This is a genomic window from Cellulomonas sp. ATA003 (genome assembly GCF_031582905.1).
Lineage (GTDB): Bacteria > Actinomycetota > Actinomycetes > Actinomycetales > Cellulomonadaceae > Pengzhenrongella.
Genome location: NZ_CP133990.1, coordinates 708,053 through 726,073, shown reverse-complemented (window position 1 = coordinate 726,073; position 18,021 = coordinate 708,053). Strand labels below are relative to the sequence as shown.

At 73.1% G+C, this 18,021-nt stretch carries 15 protein-coding genes and 2 pseudogenes; 10 read left to right on the top strand and 7 right to left on the bottom strand.

The window, feature by feature from the left end; genetic code table 11:
* Nucleotides 1-65: 65 nt before the first annotated feature.
* From REH70_RS03670 to REH70_RS03660, 3 genes are all read right to left on the bottom strand, one after another.
* Nucleotides 66-4,385: an Ig-like domain-containing protein gene (locus REH70_RS03670; protein ID WP_310752352.1), complete on the bottom strand. Its 4,320-nt coding sequence runs from the start codon at nt 4,383-4,385 to the stop codon at nt 66-68.
* A 95-nt stretch (nt 4,386-4,480) separates the two neighbouring features.
* Nucleotides 4,481-4,711 (bottom strand): hypothetical protein, encoded by a 231-nt coding sequence (locus REH70_RS03665; protein WP_310752350.1) that lies wholly within the window; start codon nt 4,709-4,711, stop codon nt 4,481-4,483.
* Nucleotides 4,708-5,097 (bottom strand): hypothetical protein, encoded by a 390-nt coding sequence (locus tag REH70_RS03660; protein ID WP_310752347.1) that lies wholly within the window; start codon nt 5,095-5,097, stop codon nt 4,708-4,710. Before REH70_RS03660 ends, REH70_RS03665 begins: the two co-directional genes overlap by 4 nt.
* A 279-nt stretch (nt 5,098-5,376) precedes the next feature.
* Here REH70_RS03660 and glmS point away from each other — a divergent pair, with 279 nt between their 5' ends.
* The 10 genes and pseudogenes from glmS to REH70_RS03605 all read left to right on the top strand — a co-directional run bounded on the left by glmS (nt 5,377) and on the right by REH70_RS03605 (nt 14,677).
* Nucleotides 5,377-7,164: a glutamine--fructose-6-phosphate transaminase (isomerizing) gene (gene glmS, locus REH70_RS03655; RefSeq protein ID WP_310752345.1), complete on the top strand. Its 1,788-nt coding sequence runs from the start codon at nt 5,377-5,379 to the stop codon at nt 7,162-7,164.
* Nucleotides 7,165-7,210: 46 nt separating this feature from the next.
* On the top strand, nt 7,211-8,233 hold the full coding sequence (gene galE, locus REH70_RS03650) for a UDP-glucose 4-epimerase GalE (protein WP_310752343.1): 1,023 nt from the start codon (nt 7,211-7,213) through the stop codon (nt 8,231-8,233).
* A pseudogene (gene pelF / locus REH70_RS20340) lies at nt 8,230-9,372 on the top strand (GT4 family glycosyltransferase PelF); the annotation flags it as partial. The gene galE and the pseudogene pelF, both read left to right, overlap by 4 nt.
* A gap of 50 nt (nt 9,373-9,422) precedes the next feature.
* On the top strand, nt 9,423-9,728 hold the full coding sequence (locus tag REH70_RS03635; protein WP_310752337.1) for a hypothetical protein: 306 nt from the start codon (nt 9,423-9,425) through the stop codon (nt 9,726-9,728).
* Complete coding sequence (locus REH70_RS03630) at nt 9,725-10,207, top strand: hypothetical protein (RefSeq protein WP_310752335.1); 483 nt, start codon at nt 9,725-9,727, stop codon at nt 10,205-10,207. Before REH70_RS03635 ends, REH70_RS03630 begins: the two co-directional genes overlap by 4 nt.
* Nucleotides 10,168-10,530, top strand: a complete 363-nt coding sequence (locus tag REH70_RS03625; protein WP_310752333.1) for a hypothetical protein — start codon at nt 10,168-10,170, stop codon at nt 10,528-10,530. The genes REH70_RS03630 and REH70_RS03625 overlap by 40 nt, the downstream gene beginning before the upstream one ends.
* Nucleotides 10,461-11,240, top strand: a complete 780-nt coding sequence (locus REH70_RS03620; protein ID WP_310752331.1) for a hypothetical protein — start codon at nt 10,461-10,463, stop codon at nt 11,238-11,240. The genes REH70_RS03625 and REH70_RS03620 overlap by 70 nt, the downstream gene beginning before the upstream one ends.
* Nucleotides 11,237-11,947 (top strand): spherulation-specific family 4 protein, encoded by a 711-nt coding sequence (locus REH70_RS03615; RefSeq protein ID WP_310752328.1) that lies wholly within the window; start codon nt 11,237-11,239, stop codon nt 11,945-11,947. The genes REH70_RS03620 and REH70_RS03615 overlap by 4 nt, the downstream gene beginning before the upstream one ends.
* Nucleotides 11,944-12,951 carry an endo alpha-1,4 polygalactosaminidase gene (locus tag REH70_RS03610; RefSeq protein ID WP_310752327.1) on the top strand — a complete coding sequence of 336 codons (1,008 nt, stop codon included), beginning with the start codon at nt 11,944-11,946 and terminating at the stop codon, nt 12,949-12,951. The genes REH70_RS03615 and REH70_RS03610 overlap by 4 nt, the downstream gene beginning before the upstream one ends.
* A gap of 93 nt (nt 12,952-13,044) precedes the next feature.
* Nucleotides 13,045-14,677, top strand: a pseudogene (locus REH70_RS03605) (ABC-F family ATP-binding cassette domain-containing protein).
* A gap of 64 nt (nt 14,678-14,741) precedes the next feature.
* On the opposite strand, the gene REH70_RS03600 reads toward REH70_RS03605, so the two are convergent.
* The 4 genes from REH70_RS03600 to REH70_RS03585 all read right to left on the bottom strand — a co-directional run bounded on the left by REH70_RS03600 (nt 14,742) and on the right by REH70_RS03585 (nt 18,017).
* Nucleotides 14,742-15,689: a DUF808 domain-containing protein gene (locus tag REH70_RS03600; protein WP_310754128.1), complete on the bottom strand. Its 948-nt coding sequence runs from the start codon at nt 15,687-15,689 to the stop codon at nt 14,742-14,744.
* 122 nt (nt 15,690-15,811) lie between these two features.
* Nucleotides 15,812-16,030 (bottom strand): hypothetical protein, encoded by a 219-nt coding sequence (locus tag REH70_RS03595; protein WP_310752325.1) that lies wholly within the window; start codon nt 16,028-16,030, stop codon nt 15,812-15,814.
* Nucleotides 16,027-17,586, bottom strand: coding sequence for a phosphomannomutase/phosphoglucomutase (locus tag REH70_RS03590; RefSeq protein ID WP_310752323.1), 1,560 nt, complete (start codon nt 17,584-17,586; stop codon nt 16,027-16,029). The genes REH70_RS03595 and REH70_RS03590 overlap by 4 nt, the downstream gene beginning before the upstream one ends.
* 80 nt (nt 17,587-17,666) lie before the next feature.
* Nucleotides 17,667-18,017, bottom strand: a complete 351-nt coding sequence (locus REH70_RS03585) for a hypothetical protein (protein ID WP_310752321.1) — start codon at nt 18,015-18,017, stop codon at nt 17,667-17,669.
* Nucleotides 18,018-18,021 lie beyond the last annotated feature (4 nt).

The window sequence follows — 18,021 nt, the reverse complement described above, 5'->3', positions numbered from 1 at the left end:
GTGTCCGCAACCGAGGGGCGCCGCACCGATGCCGGCGATGATCCGCCGTCACCGTGGCGGACGTGTCAGCCGCCCAGCGCGACGTCCACCGTCGTCGGACCCGACACCTGCACCACCGTCGCGGACTCGAACGCCGCACCACCCAGCCACCGGTTGGCGAACCCCGGCTCGTTCGGCTGCACGTAGAGCTTGTACGACCCCGCCGGCAGCCCGGTGAGGCTGTACCGACCATCCGCACCGGTCGTCGCATTCTTCACCCACACCCGACCGTCCGCGGTGTACGCATTCACCGACACCCCCGACAACGGACCAGACCCGGTGCTCACCACACCCGACACGCTCCCCGCAGCCGTCAGCGCGACGTCCACCGTCGTCGGACCCGACACCTGCACCACCGTCGCGGACTCGAACGCCGCACCACCCAGCCACCGGTTGGCGAACCCCGGCTCGTTCGGCTGCACGTAGAGCTTGTACGACCCCGCCGGCAGCCCGGTGAGGCTGTACCGACCATCCGCACCGGTCGTCGCATTCTTCACCCACACCCGACCGTCCGCGGTGTACGCATTCACCGACACCCCCGACAACGGACCAGACCCGGTGCTCACCACACCCGACACGCTCCCCGCAGCCGTCAGCGCGACGTCCACCGTCGTCGGACCCGACACCTGCACCACCGTCGCGGACTCGAACGCCGCACCACCCAGCCACCGGTTGGCGAACCCCGGCTCGTTCGGCTGCACGTAGAGCTTGTACGACCCCGCCGGCAGCCCGGTGAGGCTGTACCGACCATCCGCACCGGTCGTCGCATTCTTCACCCACACCCGACCGTCCGCGGTGTACGCATTCACCGACACCCCCGACAACGGACCAGACCCGGTGCTCACCACACCCGACACGCTCCCCGCAGCCGTCAGCGCGACGTCCACCGTCGTCGGACCCGACACCTGCACCACCGTCGCGGACTCGAACGCCGCACCACCCAGCCACCGGTTGGCGAACCCCGGCTCGTTCGGCTGCACGTAGAGCTTGTACGACCCCGCCGGCAGCCCGGTGAGGCTGTACCGACCATCCGCACCGGTCGTCGCATTCTTCACCCACACCCGACCGTCCGCGGTGTACGCATTCACCGACACCCCCGACAACGGACCAGACCCGGTGCTCACCACACCCGACACGCTCCCCGCAGCCGTCAGCGCGACGTCCACCGTCGTCGGACCCGACACCTGCACCACCGTCGCGGACTCGAACGCCGCACCACCCAGCCACCGGTTGGCGAACCCCGGCTCGTTCGGCTGCACGTAGAGCTTGTACGACCCCGCCGGCAGCCCGGTGAGGCTGTACCGACCATCCGCACCGGTCGTCGCATTCTTCACCCACACCCGACCGTCCGCGGTGTACGCATTCACCGACACCCCCGACAACGGACCAGACCCGGTGCTCACCACACCGGTGAGGGTGGCGCCCGCCTGCTGCGTGGTGAACGTCGACGTGGTGGCGGACAGCGGGATGCCGGCCGCGTTGACGATCGTCGAGCTCAGCCGGACGGTGTACGCCGCGCCCGCCTCGAGGTCGGCGTCCGGGTCCAGGGTGGCGACCCGGGTGGCGTCGTCGTACGTCACCGTCGCCGGCACGGGTCCCGCGTCGGCCTCGAGCGTGAAGGACGTCGGGTCAACCCCGGTGACCGGCACGTCGAAGGTCGCTGTCACGGTGGAGTCCGCCGGCACTCCGGTGGCACCGGACGCCGGGGACACGGTGACCGTCGGTGCCCCCGCCGTGGTGAAGCTCCACGTACGCTGGGCCGTAACCACCGGGTTGCCGGCGAGGTCGCGTACGTCGGTCGTGAAGGTCACGGTGTACCGGGTGCCGGCCGCGAGGTCGCCGTCCGGGTCGAGGACCGCCGTGGAGCTGGCGGCGTCGTAGGACACCGCCGCCGGCACGAGATCGCCCGGGGCCTCGGCGAGGCGCAGCGTGAACGACTCCCCGCCCACGCCCGCCATCGCCTCGCTGAACTTCGCGGAGACGCTGACCGTCGTCGGGATCCCGGAGGAGTCCGGCGCCGGGCTGACGACGGCCGTCGGGTCCTGCCCGTCCCCGGTCGTGAAGGTCCACGTCGTCTCCACGAGACTGTTCCCGACGGCGTCCTGGATGGCCCCGGTGAGCGTCACGGTGTACCGCGTGTTCGGCGCGAGGTCGGCGTCCGGGTCGAGGGCGGCCGAGCGGGTCGTCTCGTCGTACGTCACCGCGGCCGGCACCGCGCTGCCTCCGTCGGGACGCACGGTGAAGGACGTGCCGCTCACCCCGGTGACGGGCTCGCTGAACATCGCCCAGACGTTGCCCGAGATCGCGGCGCCGACGGCAGCCACGTCCGGCGTCCGGTCGGTCACCACGGGGGCGATCCCGGCACCGGTGGTGAAGGACCACGACACCGGGGCGAGGGCGACGCCGCGGGTGTCCCGGACCCCGGAGGACAGGCTGACGGTGTACGCCGTCCCGCCCGCGAGCTCGACGTCCGGGTCGAGCGTCGCCACCAGCGTGTCGGGGTCGTACTCCACCGTCGCCGGGATCGGGGTGCCGGCGCGGGCGAGCATGATCGTCGACGCGTCGACCCCCGTCACCGGCTCGCTGAACCGGACGATCACGTCGGTCATCGGCGACACCTCGGTGCCGTCGACGGCCGGCGTCCGCTCGACCACCGTCGGCGGGACGGCGGGCGCGAGCGGCTGCACCTCGTTCGACCGCTCGGACTCCGGACCCGCACCCGCCGCGTTGGTCGCGACGACGCGGAACGTGTACGCCGTGCCGTTGGTCAGGCCCGTGACCGTTCCTGCGGTCGCGTCCCCGGCGACGGTCGCCGTGGTGGCGACGACGTCGGGCGCGGCCTGGGTGTAGGCGCGGATCGTGTACCCCGTGATCGGACCGTTCCCGCTCACGGCGGGCGCGGTCCACGACACCGTGGCCGAGGCGTCCCCGGCGGTGGCCTGACCGATGGTCGGTGCGCCGGGCGTGTCCTGCCAGCCGAGGTAGCCGCCCATGGGGGTCGGCAGCACGGCGCTCGCCGCCCCGCTCGTCCAGCCGGACAGCTCCCCGGCGTAGGACTGGAGCTGCATCCCGCTCGTGGAGGTCCCGTTCGGCACCGTGACCGGGACGTCGGCGTCCGCGTCGGGGACGTGGAGGCCGTCCGCGTCGATGTACGCGATGACGTCGTCGTTGATCGCGCCCCAGGAGGTGAGCCGATCCAGCGCGAGCTCCTGCCCGGCCATGTCCGTCCGGACGATCGGGGCGTTGTCGGCGTACAGCGACCGGTACTTCGTCAGGATGCCCTCCACGACGGGGTACAGCACGCCGTCCTCGGCCAGGTTGCCCTGGTGCGAGTAGAACGGCGCCGGGTCGTTGTCGAGGATGAAGCTCAACGCGTTGCGGACCTCGAGGGGCCGCAGGTAGGTGTCGAAGCTGACCTTCGCCTCGTCCGAGGTGCCGGCCGGCAGCGGGTCGATGCACGTGCTGGTCGCCGGGTTGTCCTCGCAGATGCCGCTGCCGCCGTCTGCCCGGGAGTTGTAGATCCAGTTGTACTCGTCGATGAGCTCCTGGAACGTGGCCGTGTTGTAGAAGATGTTCATCGGGTGGCGCGGCACGGTGACCGCGGACCCGACGGTCCGTGCCACCGTCTCGCGCGACGCGTCGCCCGCGATCTGGGCGATGCCCAGCTCGCTGAGGACCGGCCCGAAGAACGGGTTGTCGTCCGGCTGCTGCGGGAGCGTCCGCAGACCCGAGTGCTCGCCCGTGACCAGCTCGGCGGGGTCGAGGTCCGTCAGCCCGTTCGCCGCCCCCCAGGCGAGGTTGTCGGCGATCTCCTGGCGCAGGCGGCCGGCGGACATCCACAGGGTGCCCCCGCTCATCTCCGCCTCGATCTCCGGGTCCTCGCGGGGGCCGTCACCTTCGCTCGTCGCGCAGCGCCAGCTCTGGCCCGGCGACGTCGGCACGATCTGGATGCACCCGAGGTACGGGTGGGAGTAGGTGTGGTTGATCCACGGGAACTCGCTCTGCGCGGCGAGGAACGCGTCGGTGAGCGGGTCGGCGCCGCCGTGCCCGGCCTTCCACTCGACGCTGCCGGCGGCGTTGTAGGCCATGTCCATCGCGAAGTCGTTCGCGTCCTGCCACTGCGTCAGGCGGGTGACGTCCTCGGCGGTCATCCGGATGTCCGGGGCGGTCAGCTCCGGGTCGTCGCAGTGGTCGCCCGGCGTGCAGTTCCCGGTGATGCTCCACCGGCTGGTGCTCATGAAGACGTCGTCGACATGCACGGCGAAGTAGTTCCGCTGGTGGCCCAGGTGGATCCCGCGCGTCAGCCACGTGACGATGCCCGGCGCGACCGCGTTGTACCACTGCATGTACGGGTTGTAGGCGGCGGTGAGGGTGAGCTCCTCCCGACCGTCGTGCGCGTAGACGCCGGCCAGGACGCCGGTGTGGTCCCCGGTCGTGGCGGTCAGCAGCGGCGTGAACGACTCCCCGCCGGCAGCGTCGCCGCCGGCTCGGCGAGGTAGCCGTACACCTCGAGGCCCGGGTCGAAGTCGTCGATGGTGAGCGGGCCGTCGAGGTACGCGAACGGCCCGGCCCGGCCCGCGGCGGTCACGGACGCCGGGGAGCCGTCGAGCTCACCGGCGAAGGTCGGTGCCGAGAAGCCCATCGTCGCGCCCGGGTAGTCGTACGCGTTCACCTGCCGGATCCCGTAGGTCCGCTCGTAGGCGACGAGAGCGTCCTCTCGGCGGCCGGCAGCCCTCCGCCGGACTGGTTGGGCAGGACGACGCCCTGGAACTTGGCCCGGCCGGCTCCGGCGTCGGCGAGGAAGTCCGCGTCGATCGCGGGACGACCCGTCGGGTTCGCCGTGACCTTCGTGTACGGCACGCCCTCCCGATCCATCTGGGCCGCGATGGCCTCGACCGAGACGTCCCCGTTGCTGATCACGAGGACCCGGAGGTCCACCCGCGACGTCGCCGCCTGGGCTGCGGTCACCGGCAGGAGAACCGAGATGAGCACGGCGGCCACGGTGAAGGCGATCGCCCGCCATGCTGCTGCCACGCGGGACTGGGTCGACTGGTGCATGGAGATCCTCGGGTGTGGGGAGGCGCTGTACCTCGGCGTGCGGTGGCACGGACGGGCAACCTCCGGTACGGGCCGCCTCGCGTTGCGACTGTACGAGCATCGGGGTGATTTAGGTAGGTATGTCCGTTTTTGATGGCTTTGCCCCGCTCTCCGGTGGTACTACTTGCCACGGCGTTCGCGCCGCCCGGCCGGTCGACCGGCGTACAGAACGGCACCGTGCCCACTCGTCGTGGCGCACGGTCCAGGCCGTCACCGGGCTTCCTTGGGGGAGGACTGCCGATGTGCGGAATCGTTGCCTGTCGCCGGGGTGACCGCGCCCAGGACTTCCTGCTCCCGGCGCTGCGCCGCCTGGAGTACCGCGGCTACGACTCCGCAGGGGTGACGGTCACCTCACCCGGTCGGGCGACACCGCTCACCGTCCGGTCCGTCGGTCGGCTGTGCGCGCTCACGAGCCGGGTCATGGACGACGGGCTGCCCGACGACTGCGGGACGGGCATCGGACACACGCGCTGGGCGACGCACGGACGCGTCTCGGAGGAGAACGCACACCCGCACGTCGACTGCGCGGGCAGCGTCGCGGTCGTCCACAACGGCATCATCGACAACGCCGACGAGCTGCGTGCCCGCCTCGAGCGCCGTGGCCACGCGTTCCGCTCCCAGGTGGACACGGAGGTCGTCGCACACCTGGTCGAGGAGGGGCTGTCCCGGGGCGTGCGGCTGGTCGACGCGGTGCAGGCCGCCGTCGCGGACCTCCGCGGCACGTGGGCGCTGGCCGTCACGGGCGCCGGCACCGGGACAGTGGTCCTCGCCTGCCGCCGGTCGCCGCTGGTCGTCGGCTCGTCCGACGACGGCCACTTCGCGGCGTCCGACGTCGCCGCGCTGGTCGGGACCGTCGCGCACGTGCACGCCATGGAGGACGGTGACGTCGTCGAGCTCGACGACACGATGCACTGGTACGACGCGACCGGCGCCGAGATCCCTGCCCGCGCGGCCGTGACCGTGGACTGGGCGGCCGAGGACGCGGAGATGGGCGTCTTCCAGGACTTCATGGAGAAGGAGATCTCCGAGCAGCCCGCGGCGGCCGCACGGCTGCTGAACCGGGTCCTGCCGGGCGTGGACGGCGGCGCGCTGTGGTCGGACCTGGCGCTGCCCGAGGTTCGCGCGGTCGAGTTCGTGGCCTGCGGCTCCTCGCTGTACGCCTCGGCGGCCGCGGCGCGGGTCTTCCGCACCGTCTCGGGGCTCCCCACGAGCCTCGTGACCGCGTCGGAGCACGAGGCCTCGCCGCCTCCGGGGACGCTGACGGTCGCCGTGTCGCAGTCGGGCGAGACCGCGGACGTGCTCTCAGCGGTGGATGCCGTGGACGGTCCCGTCCTCGCGATCACCAACAACCCGTACTCCACGCTGTCGCGGCAGGCGGACGCCGTCGTCGACTGCAGCGCCGGCCCCGAGATCGGGGTGGCCGCGACCAAGACCTTCACCGCCCAGGTCCTCACCGGCTCGGCGCTCGCGCTCGCGCACGCCGCGGCCACGCGCTCCGCCCCGGTCGCCGAGATCCGCCGGCACGTGGCAGCCCTGCGCGCCATGCCGGACCGCCTCGAGCACGCCCACCTGACGGCCTTCCCCATCGCCGACGCGCTCGCCGGCGAGATCGCCGCGGCCGCGGGGTGGTTCTTCGTGTCGCGGGGCGCCGGCCTGCCGTACGCCGCCGAGGGGGCGCTCAAGCTCAAGGAGATCACCTACCGGTGGGCGGACGCGATCGCCGCCGGCGAGCTGAAGCACGGCCCCATCGCCCTCATCGAGGAGGGCACACCGGTCGTCGTGATCGAGAGCGGCGCACCGGCCCGGCTCGCCTCCGCGGCCGCGGAGATGAGCGCGCGGGGCGGGCGGATCATCCGGATCGGCTCCCGGCCGGACTCGGCCTTCCCCGTGCTCGCGACCGGTGACCACCCGTGGGGTCCGTTGGAGAGCGTCGTGGCGCTCCAGCACCTGGCTCGCTCGCTCGCCATCGCGCTCGGGCGCGACGCCGACAAGCCACGCAACCTCGCCAAGTCGGTCACGGTCCTGTAGACCCACGAACCGGCCGCACCACGCAGACACTCTGGGGGCACCTCGCATGACATGGCTAGTGACAGGTGGAGCCGGCTACATCGGCAGCCACGTCGTCCGTTCGCTCATCGACGCCGGGCAGGGCGTCGTCGTCCTGGACGACCTGTCCACCGGTGACGCCGACCGCGTGCCGTCGTCCGTGCCGCTCGTGCAGGGTTCGGTGCTCGACGGCGCCGGGGTGCGTGCGGCGCTGCGTGGGAGCGCAGTCACCGGGGTCGTGCACCTGGCCGCGAAGAAGTCGGTGGCCGAGTCCGTGGCGCAGCCGCTCCACTACCACCGCGAGAACGTCGTGGGGACCCTGACCCTGCTCGACGCGATGGCGGCCGAGGGGGTCTCGCGCCTGGTGTTCTCGTCGAGCGCTGCCGTCTACGGCAGCCCGGACGACGACAGCGTCGGCGAGGACGCGCCGGCGCGTCCGCAGAGCCCGTACGGCCGCACGAAGCTCATGAGCGAGTGGATGGTCGAGGACGCCGCCGAGGCGCTCGGCCTGGCCACGGTGTGCCTGCGGTACTTCAACGTCGTCGGGTGCGCCGACCCCGAGCTCGCCGACACCGGGGGCACCAACCTGTTCCCCCTCGTGTTCCGGGCGCTGGCTGCCGGGGAGCGGCCCGTGGTGTTCGGCGACGACTACCCGACCCGCGACGGCACGTGCGTGCGTGACTACATCCACGTCCAGGACCTCGCCGAGGCGCACGTCGCGGCGGCACGCCTGCTCGACACCTCCGGGCCCCGGCACGAGGTCGTGAACATCGGCTGCGGCCGGGGGTACACCGTCCGCGAGGTGCTGACGACCATCGGCCGGGTCACCGGACGCGACACGACGCCGGCGATCCTGCCGCGGCGGCCCGGGGACCCGGCGGGGATGGTCGCCGACGCGTCCCTGGCCCGGCGGCTGCTGGGCTGGACGGCGCAGCGGGACCTGACCGCGATGGTCGAGAGCGCCTGGGACGGCGCACAGCGGTCGGCTCCCTGGAGCCGAGTACCAACGGTCAGGACAGATGACGTGCACGAGTGGGGGCTGTTGACATGAAGGTGGCGCTCTTGGCGGAGGGGTGCTACCCGTTCGTGACCGGCGGGGTGAGCACGTGGTGCGACCAGCTCATCCGTGGGCTGGACGAGGTGGACTTCGACGTCGTCGCGGTGACCGGGGGGACGGCCGACCGCGCGGTCTTCGACATGCCGCGCAACGTCGGCAAGCTCGTGGTCGTCCCGCTCTGGGCCTGGGGGTCGCAGCCGTCGCGGCCCAACCCCGCGACCCGCGCGCTCTTCATGTCCCTGTACCGGCCGTTCCTGTGGGCCGCCCTGTCCGGCGAGCCGCGCCAGGAGGAGTTCACGCGGGCGCTGCGCGAGCTGTTCCACTTCGCGCAGCGGTACGACCTCACCGCCGCACTGCAGACGGACGAGGCCGTGAGCCTGCTCGCCGAGCTCTGGGGACGCGTCCACGACGAGGCGCCGCTGCGCATGCGTGAGGCCGTCGAGGCCACCGAGCTCATCGAGCACTTCCTGCGGCCGCTCTCGGCGCCGGTCGTGCAGGCCGACCTGTGCCACGCCGTCTCCAACGGCATCCCCGTGCTGCTCGCCCTCGCGGCGAAGTGGACGAACGGCACCCCGCTGGTGATGTCGGAGCACGGTGTGTATCTCCGGGAGCGGTACCTGTCGTTCCGGACCGTGCGCTACCGCTGGCCCGTGAAGGCCATCCTGCTGGCGATCTTCCGCCGGATCTGCGCCACTGGGTACGCGTCGTCGGACCAGATCGTGCCGGTCAACTTCTACAACCACCGCTGGGAGACCCGGCACGGCGCCGACCCGGACACCATCGCCACCGCCTTCAACGGCGTGCACGCCGCGGACTACCCCGCCCTGGTGCAGGAGCCGCAGGTCCCGACCATCGGCTGGGTCGGCCGGATCGATCCCCTCAAGGACCTGGAGACCCTCCTGCGGGCCTTCGCCCTCGTGCGCGAGAAGCGGCCGGACGTCGTGCTCCGCCTGTTCGGGCCGACGCCCGAGGGCAACCAGGCCTACGAGGCGAACGTGCGGCGGGTGGCCGACGAGCTCGCCCTCGGCGACGCCGTCACCTTCGAGGGGCCCGTGCGGCCCGTCACCACCGCGTACCAGTCCTCCACGATCGTCGCCCTCTCCAGCATCTCCGAGGGCCTGCCGTACACCGTGATGGAGGCCATGATGTGCGGCCGCGCGACGGTGTCCACCGAGGTGGGGGTGTGCCGGAGGTGGTCGGCGACGCCGGGCTCCTCGTCCCGCCCCGGGACCCCGCCGCGTTCGCCGCCGCCTGCGAGCGGCTGCTCGCGGACGACGACCTGCGCCTGCAGATGGCCGCCGACGCGCGGGAGCGTGCGCTGGACCTGTTCCAGATCGACCAGATGCTGCAGGCCTTCCGCGGGATCTACACCAGCACGCTGGCCAACGCACCCCGCGAGATGCCCCGGGCGGCCCCCGTCCGGCGGACGCACGGCGCCCACGCCCGACCTAAACGGGCGGGTCGTCACCTGCGCCCGGCCCGCTCATGAGCGCCCCGACCGCGGTCGACCAGGGCGCGGTCACCGAAGGCCTCGCGTGGCACGTCGACCCGCCGTCCCTGGCCAACGGGACGGTCACGCCGTTGCCGGTCGAGGACGACCGGCGCGACCTGACCTCAAGCGTGGCCCAGCTCAGCCGCACGTACAACGAGCTCTGCACGCAGGCGGTGGATTCGTTCGAGATCGCGGCCGGCCTCGAGGCCGCAGGCATCAACGACCGGATCGCGCGGATGGTCTACAACTCGGCGAGCGTCTTCGACCTCGCCGACACGCTGTACGCCATGGTGCCCCGCCGCCCCATCGACCTCGGCACACCCACCGACCGGTGGCGGGGGCCGATCCTGCGCCACCTGATGCGTGGCCTGCTGTACGGCCTGCCCGGCCTCCTCTACGCGGTGGCGTTCGGCAGCCTGCCCCCGGCGCCGGTCCCGTGCTGCTGCTCGGCGCCACCATCGCCGCCTGCGGTCTGAGCCAGGGCGTCTCCGTCGTCGGCAACATGCTGATCGGGTGGGGTGAGCACCGGGCCGCGACGTCGCTGTTCCGGACGTCGCTCGTGGCGGCCGGCGGCATGCTCGCGGTCCTCATCGTGGTGGGCGTGGTCGCGCCGACGTTCCTGGCCGCCGGGGTCCTGGCCGGTGTGCAGCTCGTGTACATGGCCGCCGCGACCGTGCTGCTCGTGCTCCACGCCGACCGCCTGCTGCTACTCGTCCTCTCCCCGGTGTCGTGCTGGCCTCCGTCGCCCTGCTCCTGCCGGCCGACGCGCTCGACCGACCGCTCGTGCTGGCGCTCCTGACGCTGTGCCCCGTCGGCGCCGTGTGGGCGGCCGTCACCCAGCTCAACGCCAACGCGGCCGGCGTGGGCCGGTCGCTGCGCAGCACGTTGGCTGGCAACGCCACGCTGCGGTCGATGGGCCTGCTCTACTTCGCGTACGGCGCCGTCACCGCCGGACTGGTGTCCTTCGCGGTGGTGGACGTCCTCACCCGCCGCCAGGACGTCCACAGCGGGGCCATCGTGCTGATGATGCTCCCGCTCGTGGCGAGCCTCGGTGTGGTGGAGTGGCTGGTGCACCGGCTGCGCAGCCGCGGAGCCGCCGTCCTGCACGAGACGACGTCGGCCGCCTCCTTCCGCTCCCGCGCCGTCTCCGCCCTGCTGCTCAACGTGCTGGGTTACGCGGCGCTGCTCGCCGTGCTCGTGCTCGTCGTGGTGACGCTCTACGACACGGACGACATCGACCGCCGGCTCTTCGTGTACGGCACGATCGCCTACGCCGTGCTCGGCGTGGCGTTCCTCCTGCAGACCCTCCTGCTGTCGCTCGGCCGTCACGGCCTGGCGCTGGGGCTCGCGACGACGGCGCTTGTGATCGACACCGCGCTGCGCTGGCCGCTCACGTCCGCGTCGGTGGGGACGCTCGAGGTCACGCACCTCGTCGTCTTCACCGGGCTGCTGCTCCTCCTGGTTCCGACGACCGCATCGCAGTACCGAAGCGTAGGGATGCACCGATGACACCCGACCCGATCGCCGCTCTGACGCTGGGCGTCCCGGCCTACTTCCACCCGGCGGCGCAGCCCTTCGACTGGCAGCGCCTCACCGAGATCCCGCACCGCCTGCGGTTCGTGGTGATGAACGTCTACAACGGTGCGGGGGCGGAGCCGGACCCGTCCTACAAGGCCATCGTGGACGCGCTCATCGCCGCCGGGGTGCGGATCATCGGGTACGTGGACACCGACTACGGTCGCCGTCCGATCCCCGAGATCGCCCAGGAGGTCGCCGCCTACCACCGGCGGTACGGGATCGAGGGCGTCTTCATGGACCAGGTGAGCCCCGGGCTGGAGAAGCTCGAGCACTACGCGCAGGCCGTGCTCGCCGCGCGCACCGCCAAGGCGCGGTTCGTCGTCCTCAACCCCGGGACCCACCCGCACCCGGGGTACCTCGACCTGGCGAACGTCACCGTGACGTTCGAGGGCACGTGGTCGCAGTACGTCGGGCTGAAGGTGCCCACGTGGGTCACCCGGTTCCCCGCGAGCCGCTTCTGCCACCTCGTCCACACCGTGCCGGACGAGGAGTTCGGCCCGGGCCTCGCCCTGGCCGCCGACCGGCACGCCCGCAGCGTCTTCCTCACCGACGGGCGCGGCGAGAACCCCTGGGACCACCTGCCCGACCAGCTCCTGGACGCCGTGCGCGCCACCACGTCGCAGACGGCAGCACGATGAACGCCCGGCAGGCGCTGGTCGCCTGGGTGGGCGTACTCGTCGTGGGCGTCGGTGGCTGGCTGGGGCCGTGGTGGCCCGTCCCCTGGCCCAGCGTCCCGCCGATCCCGACGCCGACCGAGCCGATGCCGCCGTCGATCCCCTGGCCCGCCCTGCCGCCGATGCCCGCGTTCCCCGCACCGCAGCCGCCCCCGCCACCGAGCCCCACCATGCCGACGCCGAGCCCGACCCCGACCCCGACCCCGAGCCCGACACCGGACCCCACCCCGGCGCCGACACCGGACCCGTCACCCACCCCCACGCCCGATCGGTGGGTGCCGCCGGCCCAGGTCACCTGGCAGTGGCAGCTCACCGGCGTGCTGGACCCGAGCGTGGACGCGCAGGTGTACGACGTGGACCTCTTCGACACCTCGGCGGCGCAGGTCGAGGCGCTGCACGCACTGGACCGCCGCGTGATCTGCTACGTCAGTGCGGGCACGTACGAGCCGTGGCGGCCGGACAGCGCCACCTTCCCGGACGAGGTCCTCGGCGAGCCGCTCGAGGACTGGCCGGACGAGCGGTGGGTCGACGTCCGGCGCCTGGACGTCCTGCTGCCGATCATGGCCGCGCGGATGGACCTGTGCGCCGAGAAGGGCTTCGACGCCGTCGAACCGGACAACGTCGACGCCTGGGTCAACCGCTCCGGGTTCCCGCTGACCGGCGAGGACCAGGCCACGTACAACCGCGAGCTCGCGCGGCTGGCCCACGAGCGCGGTCTCGCCGTGGGGCTCAAGAACGACGTCGAGCAGGTCGCACTCCTCGAGCCGCACTTCGACTTCGCCGTCAACGAGGAGTGCGCGATGTACGACGAGTGCGAGGCGCTGCTGCCGTTCGTGCGCGCCGGCAAGCCCGTCCTGCACGTCGAGTACGAGCTCGAGCCCGCGCAGTTCTGCGACCTCACGCGGTCGCTCGGCTTCAGCTCGATGCTCAAGGGCTGGGACCTGGACGTGCCGCGCACGCCCTGCTGACCCCCGACCGAGCACGACCGGAGCCGCTCCCCGTGACCGGGGCGAGCGGCTCCCGTCGTCACCGCCGAGGCCGGGCACTGGGAGACTCGGGGCATGACCGCCACCCTCCTGGCCCGCGGCGTGGGTGCCGCGTACGCCGACCGCACGCTCTTCGACGACCTGTCGCTGACCGTCGGCCCCGGTGACGTCGTCGGCCTCGTGGGTGCCAACGGCGCGGGCAAGTCGACCCTGCTGCGCATCCTGGCCGGGATCGACGCCCCGGCGACCGGCTCGGTGACGACGTCCCCGCGGACGCCCTCGTGGGCTGGCTCCCCCAGGAGGTCGAGCGCCGGGCCGGGGAGAGCGTGGCCGAGCACCTCGCCCGCCGGACCGGCGTCGCCGACGCCCAGGCCGCGCTCGACGACGCCGCCCAGGGGCTGGCCACCGGCGAGCCCGGGTCCGACGACGCCTACGCGCGCGCGTTCGACCGGTGGATGGCGCTGGGCGCGGCGGACCTCGAGGAGCGCACGGCCCAGGTGCTCGCCGACCTCGGGCTGCGCCTGGACCTCGAGCACCCCATGACCGGCCTGTCCGGTGGGCAGGCGGCACGGGTCGGGCTCGCCGCGCTGCTGCTGTCCCGGTTCGACGTGCTGCTCCTCGACGAGCCGACCAACGACCTCGACCTGGACGGGCTGGCCCGCCTGGAGGCGTTCGTGCAGGGGCAGCGCGCCGGCGTCGTCGTCGTCTCGCACGACCGGGAGTTCCTCGCCCGGTGCGTGACCAGCGTCGTCGAGCTCGACCTCGCCCAGCAGCAGGTCGCGGTCTACGGCGGCGGCTACGACGCCTACCTCGAGGAGCGCGAGACCGCGCGCCGCCACGCCCGCGAGGCCTACGACCAGTACGCCGACCGGCGCGCGGGCCTGGAGGAGCGCGGCCGGACGCAGCGCGGCTGGATGGACAAGGGTGTGCGCAACGCCGTGCGCAAGGGCGACCCGGACAAGAACATCCGCCACCACATGCGCGAGGGGTCGGAGAAGCAGGCCGCCAAGGCCCGGCAGACCGACCGGATGATCGAACGGCTCGAGGAGGTGGCCGAGCCGCGCAAGGAGTGGGAGCTGCGGTACGAGATCGCCGCCGCACCCCGTGGCAGCTCGGTGGCCGCCACGCTGCGCGGTGCGGTGGTGCGGCGGGGTGGCTTCACGCTGGGCCCCGTCGACCTGCAGCTCGACGCCGGCGACCGGGTCGCCGTCACGGGGCCCAACGGGGCGGGCAAGACGACGTTGCTCCGCGCGCTCCTGGGCCGCGTCCCGCTCGACGCCGGCACGGCGTCCCTCGGTGCGAGCGTCGCCGTCGGCGAGGTGGACCAGGCGCGGGCGGTGCTGGACTCCCTGCGCCGCTGCGTGACGCGTTCGCCGCCCAGGTGCCCGACTGGCCGGACGCCGAGGTCCGGACGCTGCTGGCCAAGTTCGGGCTGCGCGCGGCGCACGTCCTGCGCCCGACGGCGTCGCTGTCCCCCGGGGAGCGGACGCGCGCCGCCCTCGCGCTGCTCCAGGCCCGCGGGGTCAACCTGCTGGTGCTCGACGAGCCGAGCAACCACCTCGACCTGCCGGCGATCGAGCAGCTCGAGGCGGCCCTGGAGTCCTACACCGGCACGCTGCTGCTGGTCACGCACGACCGCCGCATGCTCGACGCGGTGCGGGTCGGTCGGCGGTGGGTCGTCCAGGCGGGGACCGTCCGCGAGGAGTGACGCCTGGCCAGTGCGTCAGCCGGCGCGGCAGCCGGACGGTCGCCGCCGTCGGCGGCAGGCGGCGTCAGTGCGCCGCGGCGGCGTGCTTGCGGTGCGGCACGAGGTGCATGACCGCCACGACGACGGCGCCCACCACGAGACCGGCCAGCGCCGAGGCGAGCGTGTTCGCCAGCCACCCGAGGAAGCCGCCGATCCCGGCGACGCCGTGCACGGCCTCCTCCGCGTGGTGCACGAGGTCGTAGGGCGCGTGCCAGCCGAGCTCGTCGGCGCCCACGAGCAGGATGTGGCCACCCACCCACAGCATCGCCACGATGCCGACGGTGGAGAGCACCGCGAGGACCTTGGGCATCGCGCGGACGAGGAAGCGCCCGGACGCGGCGACCGCGCCCTGCTTCGTCGCGGCGAGCCGGAGCCCGATGTCGTCCATCTTCACGATGAGCGCGACCACGCCGTAGACCAGCAGCGTGATCCCGAGGGCGACCACGACGAGGATGACGGCGCGGGACAGCAGCGGCTCGTCGGCGACCTCGTTGAGGGAGATCACCATGATCTCCGCGGAGAGGATGAAGTCGGTGCGGATCGCGCCGGACACCATGGTCTTCTCGACGTCCTCGCCCTGGACGGCGACCGGGGTGGCGGTCTCGTGCTTCGCCTTCCCCGTGACGAGCTCCCAGATCTTCTCGGCCCCCTCGAACGCGAGGTAGGTGCCCCCCACCATGAGGATCGGCGTGAGCAGCCACGGCAGGAACTGGCTGAGCAGCAGCAGCGCCGGGAGGATGAGCAGCAGCTTGTTGCGCAGCGACCCGACCGCGATGCGCCGGATGATCGGCAGCTCGCGCTCCGCCGCGAACCCGTGGACGTAGCGCGGCGTCACGGCGGTGTCGTCGATGACGACGCCCGCGGCCTTCGCGCTGGCCCGGCCGGCGGCTCCCGCGACGTCGTCCACCGACGCCGCGGCGACCTTCGCCAGCGCCGCGATGTCGTCCAAGAGCGCTGCCAGGCCGCCGGCCATGGGGGTCCCCTCCGTCGATGCGTCCGGGCCGTCCGCCACCCGGCCGACCGCCCGCCGGGCCCCCGTGGGCGCCGGCACGCGGCAAGGCTAGGCCCGGGCGGTCACCGGTGCGCGACCAGCGCTCAGGTGTCGTCCACCCGCCGGGCGTCGCCGGCGAGGAGCACCGGGATCCCGTCGCGCACCGGGTACGCCAGCGGCTGCTCCGGGTCGGTCGACACGAGCTCCGGCGTCCCGTCGGGCCCGACGCCGTCGACGAGCGTCGCACCCGTCACCGGGCACCGCAGGATGTCCCGCAGCCACGGCTCCAGCGCGGGGGGCGCGGGTCGCTGGCCGGTGCTCATCGGTCGCCCTCGGCGGCGACGTCCGCACCGGACACGCCGGTCGCGCCGGTGACGCCGGCCGCGGCGGCGGGCGGGGTGTCCTGCCGGACCAGCGCGAGGACGTCGTCGCGGACCTTCTCCATGATGTCCTCGTCGGCGGCCTCGACGTTGAGCCGCAGGAGGGGCTCGGTGTTCGACGCGCGCAGGTTGAACCACCAGCGCGGGTGGCTCTCCCAGTGGGAGACCGTCAGCCCGTCGAGCTCGTCGACCTCGACCGGGCCGGCGCCCTGGTCGGTGACGTACGCCTTGACGACCCGTGCCCGGGCGGCCGGCACGTCCTCGACGCGGGAGTTGATCTCCCCCGAGGCGACGTAGGGCTGGTACGCCTCCGACAGCGCCGACAGCGGGGCGTCCTGGCTGCCCAGGGCCGCGAGCACGTGCATCGCGGCGAGCATGCCGGTGTCCGCGAAGAAGAAGTCCCGGAAGTAGTAGTGCGCGCTGTGCTCGCCGCCGAAGACGGCGCCGTGCTCGGCCATCTGCGCCTTGATGAAGGAGTGGCCGACCCGGGTACGCACCGCGGTGGCGCCGGCGGCGGTCACCAGGTCGGGGACGACCTGGGAGGTGATGAGGTTGTGGATGATGATCGCGTCGCGGCCGGCGGCCCGCTCGCGCTCGACCTCCCGCAGCCCGACCAGCGCGGTGATCGCGGACGGGCTGACCGGGTCGCCGTTCTCGTCGATGACGAAGCAGCGGTCGGCGTCGCCGTCGAAGGCCAGCCCGAGGTCGGCGCCGTGCTCGACGACGGCCGCCTGCAGGTCGCGCAGGTTCTCCGGCTCGAGCGGGTTGGCCTCGTGGTTGGGGAAGGTGCCGTCGAGCTCGAAGTACAGCGGGACGACGTCGAGGGGCAGCTCGGGCAGCCCGGCACCGGTGCCCAGGACCGCGGGGGCGGTGTGCCCGCCCATGCCGTTGCCGGCGTCGACGACGACCTTCAGGCGGCGGATCCCGGACAGGTCGACGAGCCCGCGCAGGAAGGCGGCGTAGTCGGCGAGGAGGTCGCGGTCCGTGACCTGCCCGCGGGCGGCGTCGTCCACCTCGGGGACGCCGTCGGTCAGGTAGGCCCCGGCGAGGTCGCGGACCTGCGTGAGGCCGGTGTCCTGGCCGACCGGACGGGCGCCGGACCGGCACAGCTTGATCCCGTTGTACTCGGCCGGGTTGTGGCTCGCGGTGAACATCGCCCCCGGCATCGCGAGCGAGCCCGACGCGTAGTAGAGCCCGTCGGTCGAGCACAGCCCGATGCGCACGACGTCCACCCCACGCGCGGCGAGGCCGTCGGCGAACGCGCCCACGAGCTCGGGCCCGGAGGGCCGCATGTCGTTGCCGATGACCACCGTGGGGCGCCCGGCGGTGCCGGCACCGGTGGCGTCCGGGAGCACGACGGCGTCGGCGAACGCGGCACCGATCGCCCGGGCGACGCGCGCGTCGAACTGGTCCGGGACGACGCCCCGGACGTCGTAGGCCTTGATCAGAGCGGACAGGTCGACGGGCGGGTCGACGGGCAGAGAGCTGTTCTGGGGCACCCCGACAGCCTAGTCAGTGCCGGGTGGCACACTCGCGCCGGGCTGGTCCACACGGGTCCGCCGCCGGGTCGGGCGGGGCGTCAGCCCTTGGTCGCGCTGCTGAGCACCGCGTCGAGCTCCACCGCGGCGCCGTCGGCGGCGACCCACGCCCGGGTCTCGCAGTCGTGGCAGGAGACGAACGTCACCGCGCTGCCGTCCGTGAGCACCATGGGCAGCCGGGTCAGCGACGTGCCCGAGCACTGGGCGCACGGCGCGGTGCGGGTGGCGGCCGGGTCGGTGAGGAGCGAGCCGAGCGGGAGCGGCGCCTCGGCCGGGCGGCGGCGCTGCGTGGGTACCGACGAGGTGCGTCGCGCGCTCGTGCGGGCGGCCGTCACGGCACCAGCAGGAGTGGGGAACGTCGTCGGGAGCGCCGCGGCGTCGGTTCGCTTCATCGTG

Excerpts from the sequence above, each read along its gene's own strand:
- REH70_RS03670 (WP_310752352.1), bottom strand. The coding sequence starts at position 4,385 with ATGCAGTGGTACAACGCGGTCGCGCCGGGCATCGTCACGTGGCTGACG.
- REH70_RS03660 (WP_310752347.1), bottom strand. The coding sequence starts at position 5,097 with ATGCACCAGTCGACCCAGTCCCGCGTGGCAGCAGCATGGCGGGCGATC.
- glmS (WP_310752345.1), top strand. The coding sequence starts at position 5,377 with ATGTGCGGAATCGTTGCCTGTCGCCGGGGTGACCGCGCCCAGGACTTC.
- galE (WP_310752343.1), top strand. The coding sequence starts at position 7,211 with ATGACATGGCTAGTGACAGGTGGAGCCGGCTACATCGGCAGCCACGTC.
- REH70_RS03630 (WP_310752335.1), top strand. The coding sequence starts at position 9,725 with ATGAGCGCCCCGACCGCGGTCGACCAGGGCGCGGTCACCGAAGGCCTC.
- REH70_RS03615 (WP_310752328.1), top strand. The coding sequence starts at position 11,237 with ATGACACCCGACCCGATCGCCGCTCTGACGCTGGGCGTCCCGGCCTAC.
- REH70_RS03610 (WP_310752327.1), top strand. The coding sequence starts at position 11,944 with ATGAACGCCCGGCAGGCGCTGGTCGCCTGGGTGGGCGTACTCGTCGTG.
- REH70_RS03600 (WP_310754128.1), bottom strand. The coding sequence starts at position 15,689 with ATGGCCGGCGGCCTGGCAGCGCTCTTGGACGACATCGCGGCGCTGGCG.
- REH70_RS03595 (WP_310752325.1), bottom strand. The coding sequence starts at position 16,030 with ATGAGCACCGGCCAGCGACCCGCGCCCCCCGCGCTGGAGCCGTGGCTG.
- REH70_RS03585 (WP_310752321.1), bottom strand. The coding sequence starts at position 18,017 with ATGAAGCGAACCGACGCCGCGGCGCTCCCGACGACGTTCCCCACTCCT.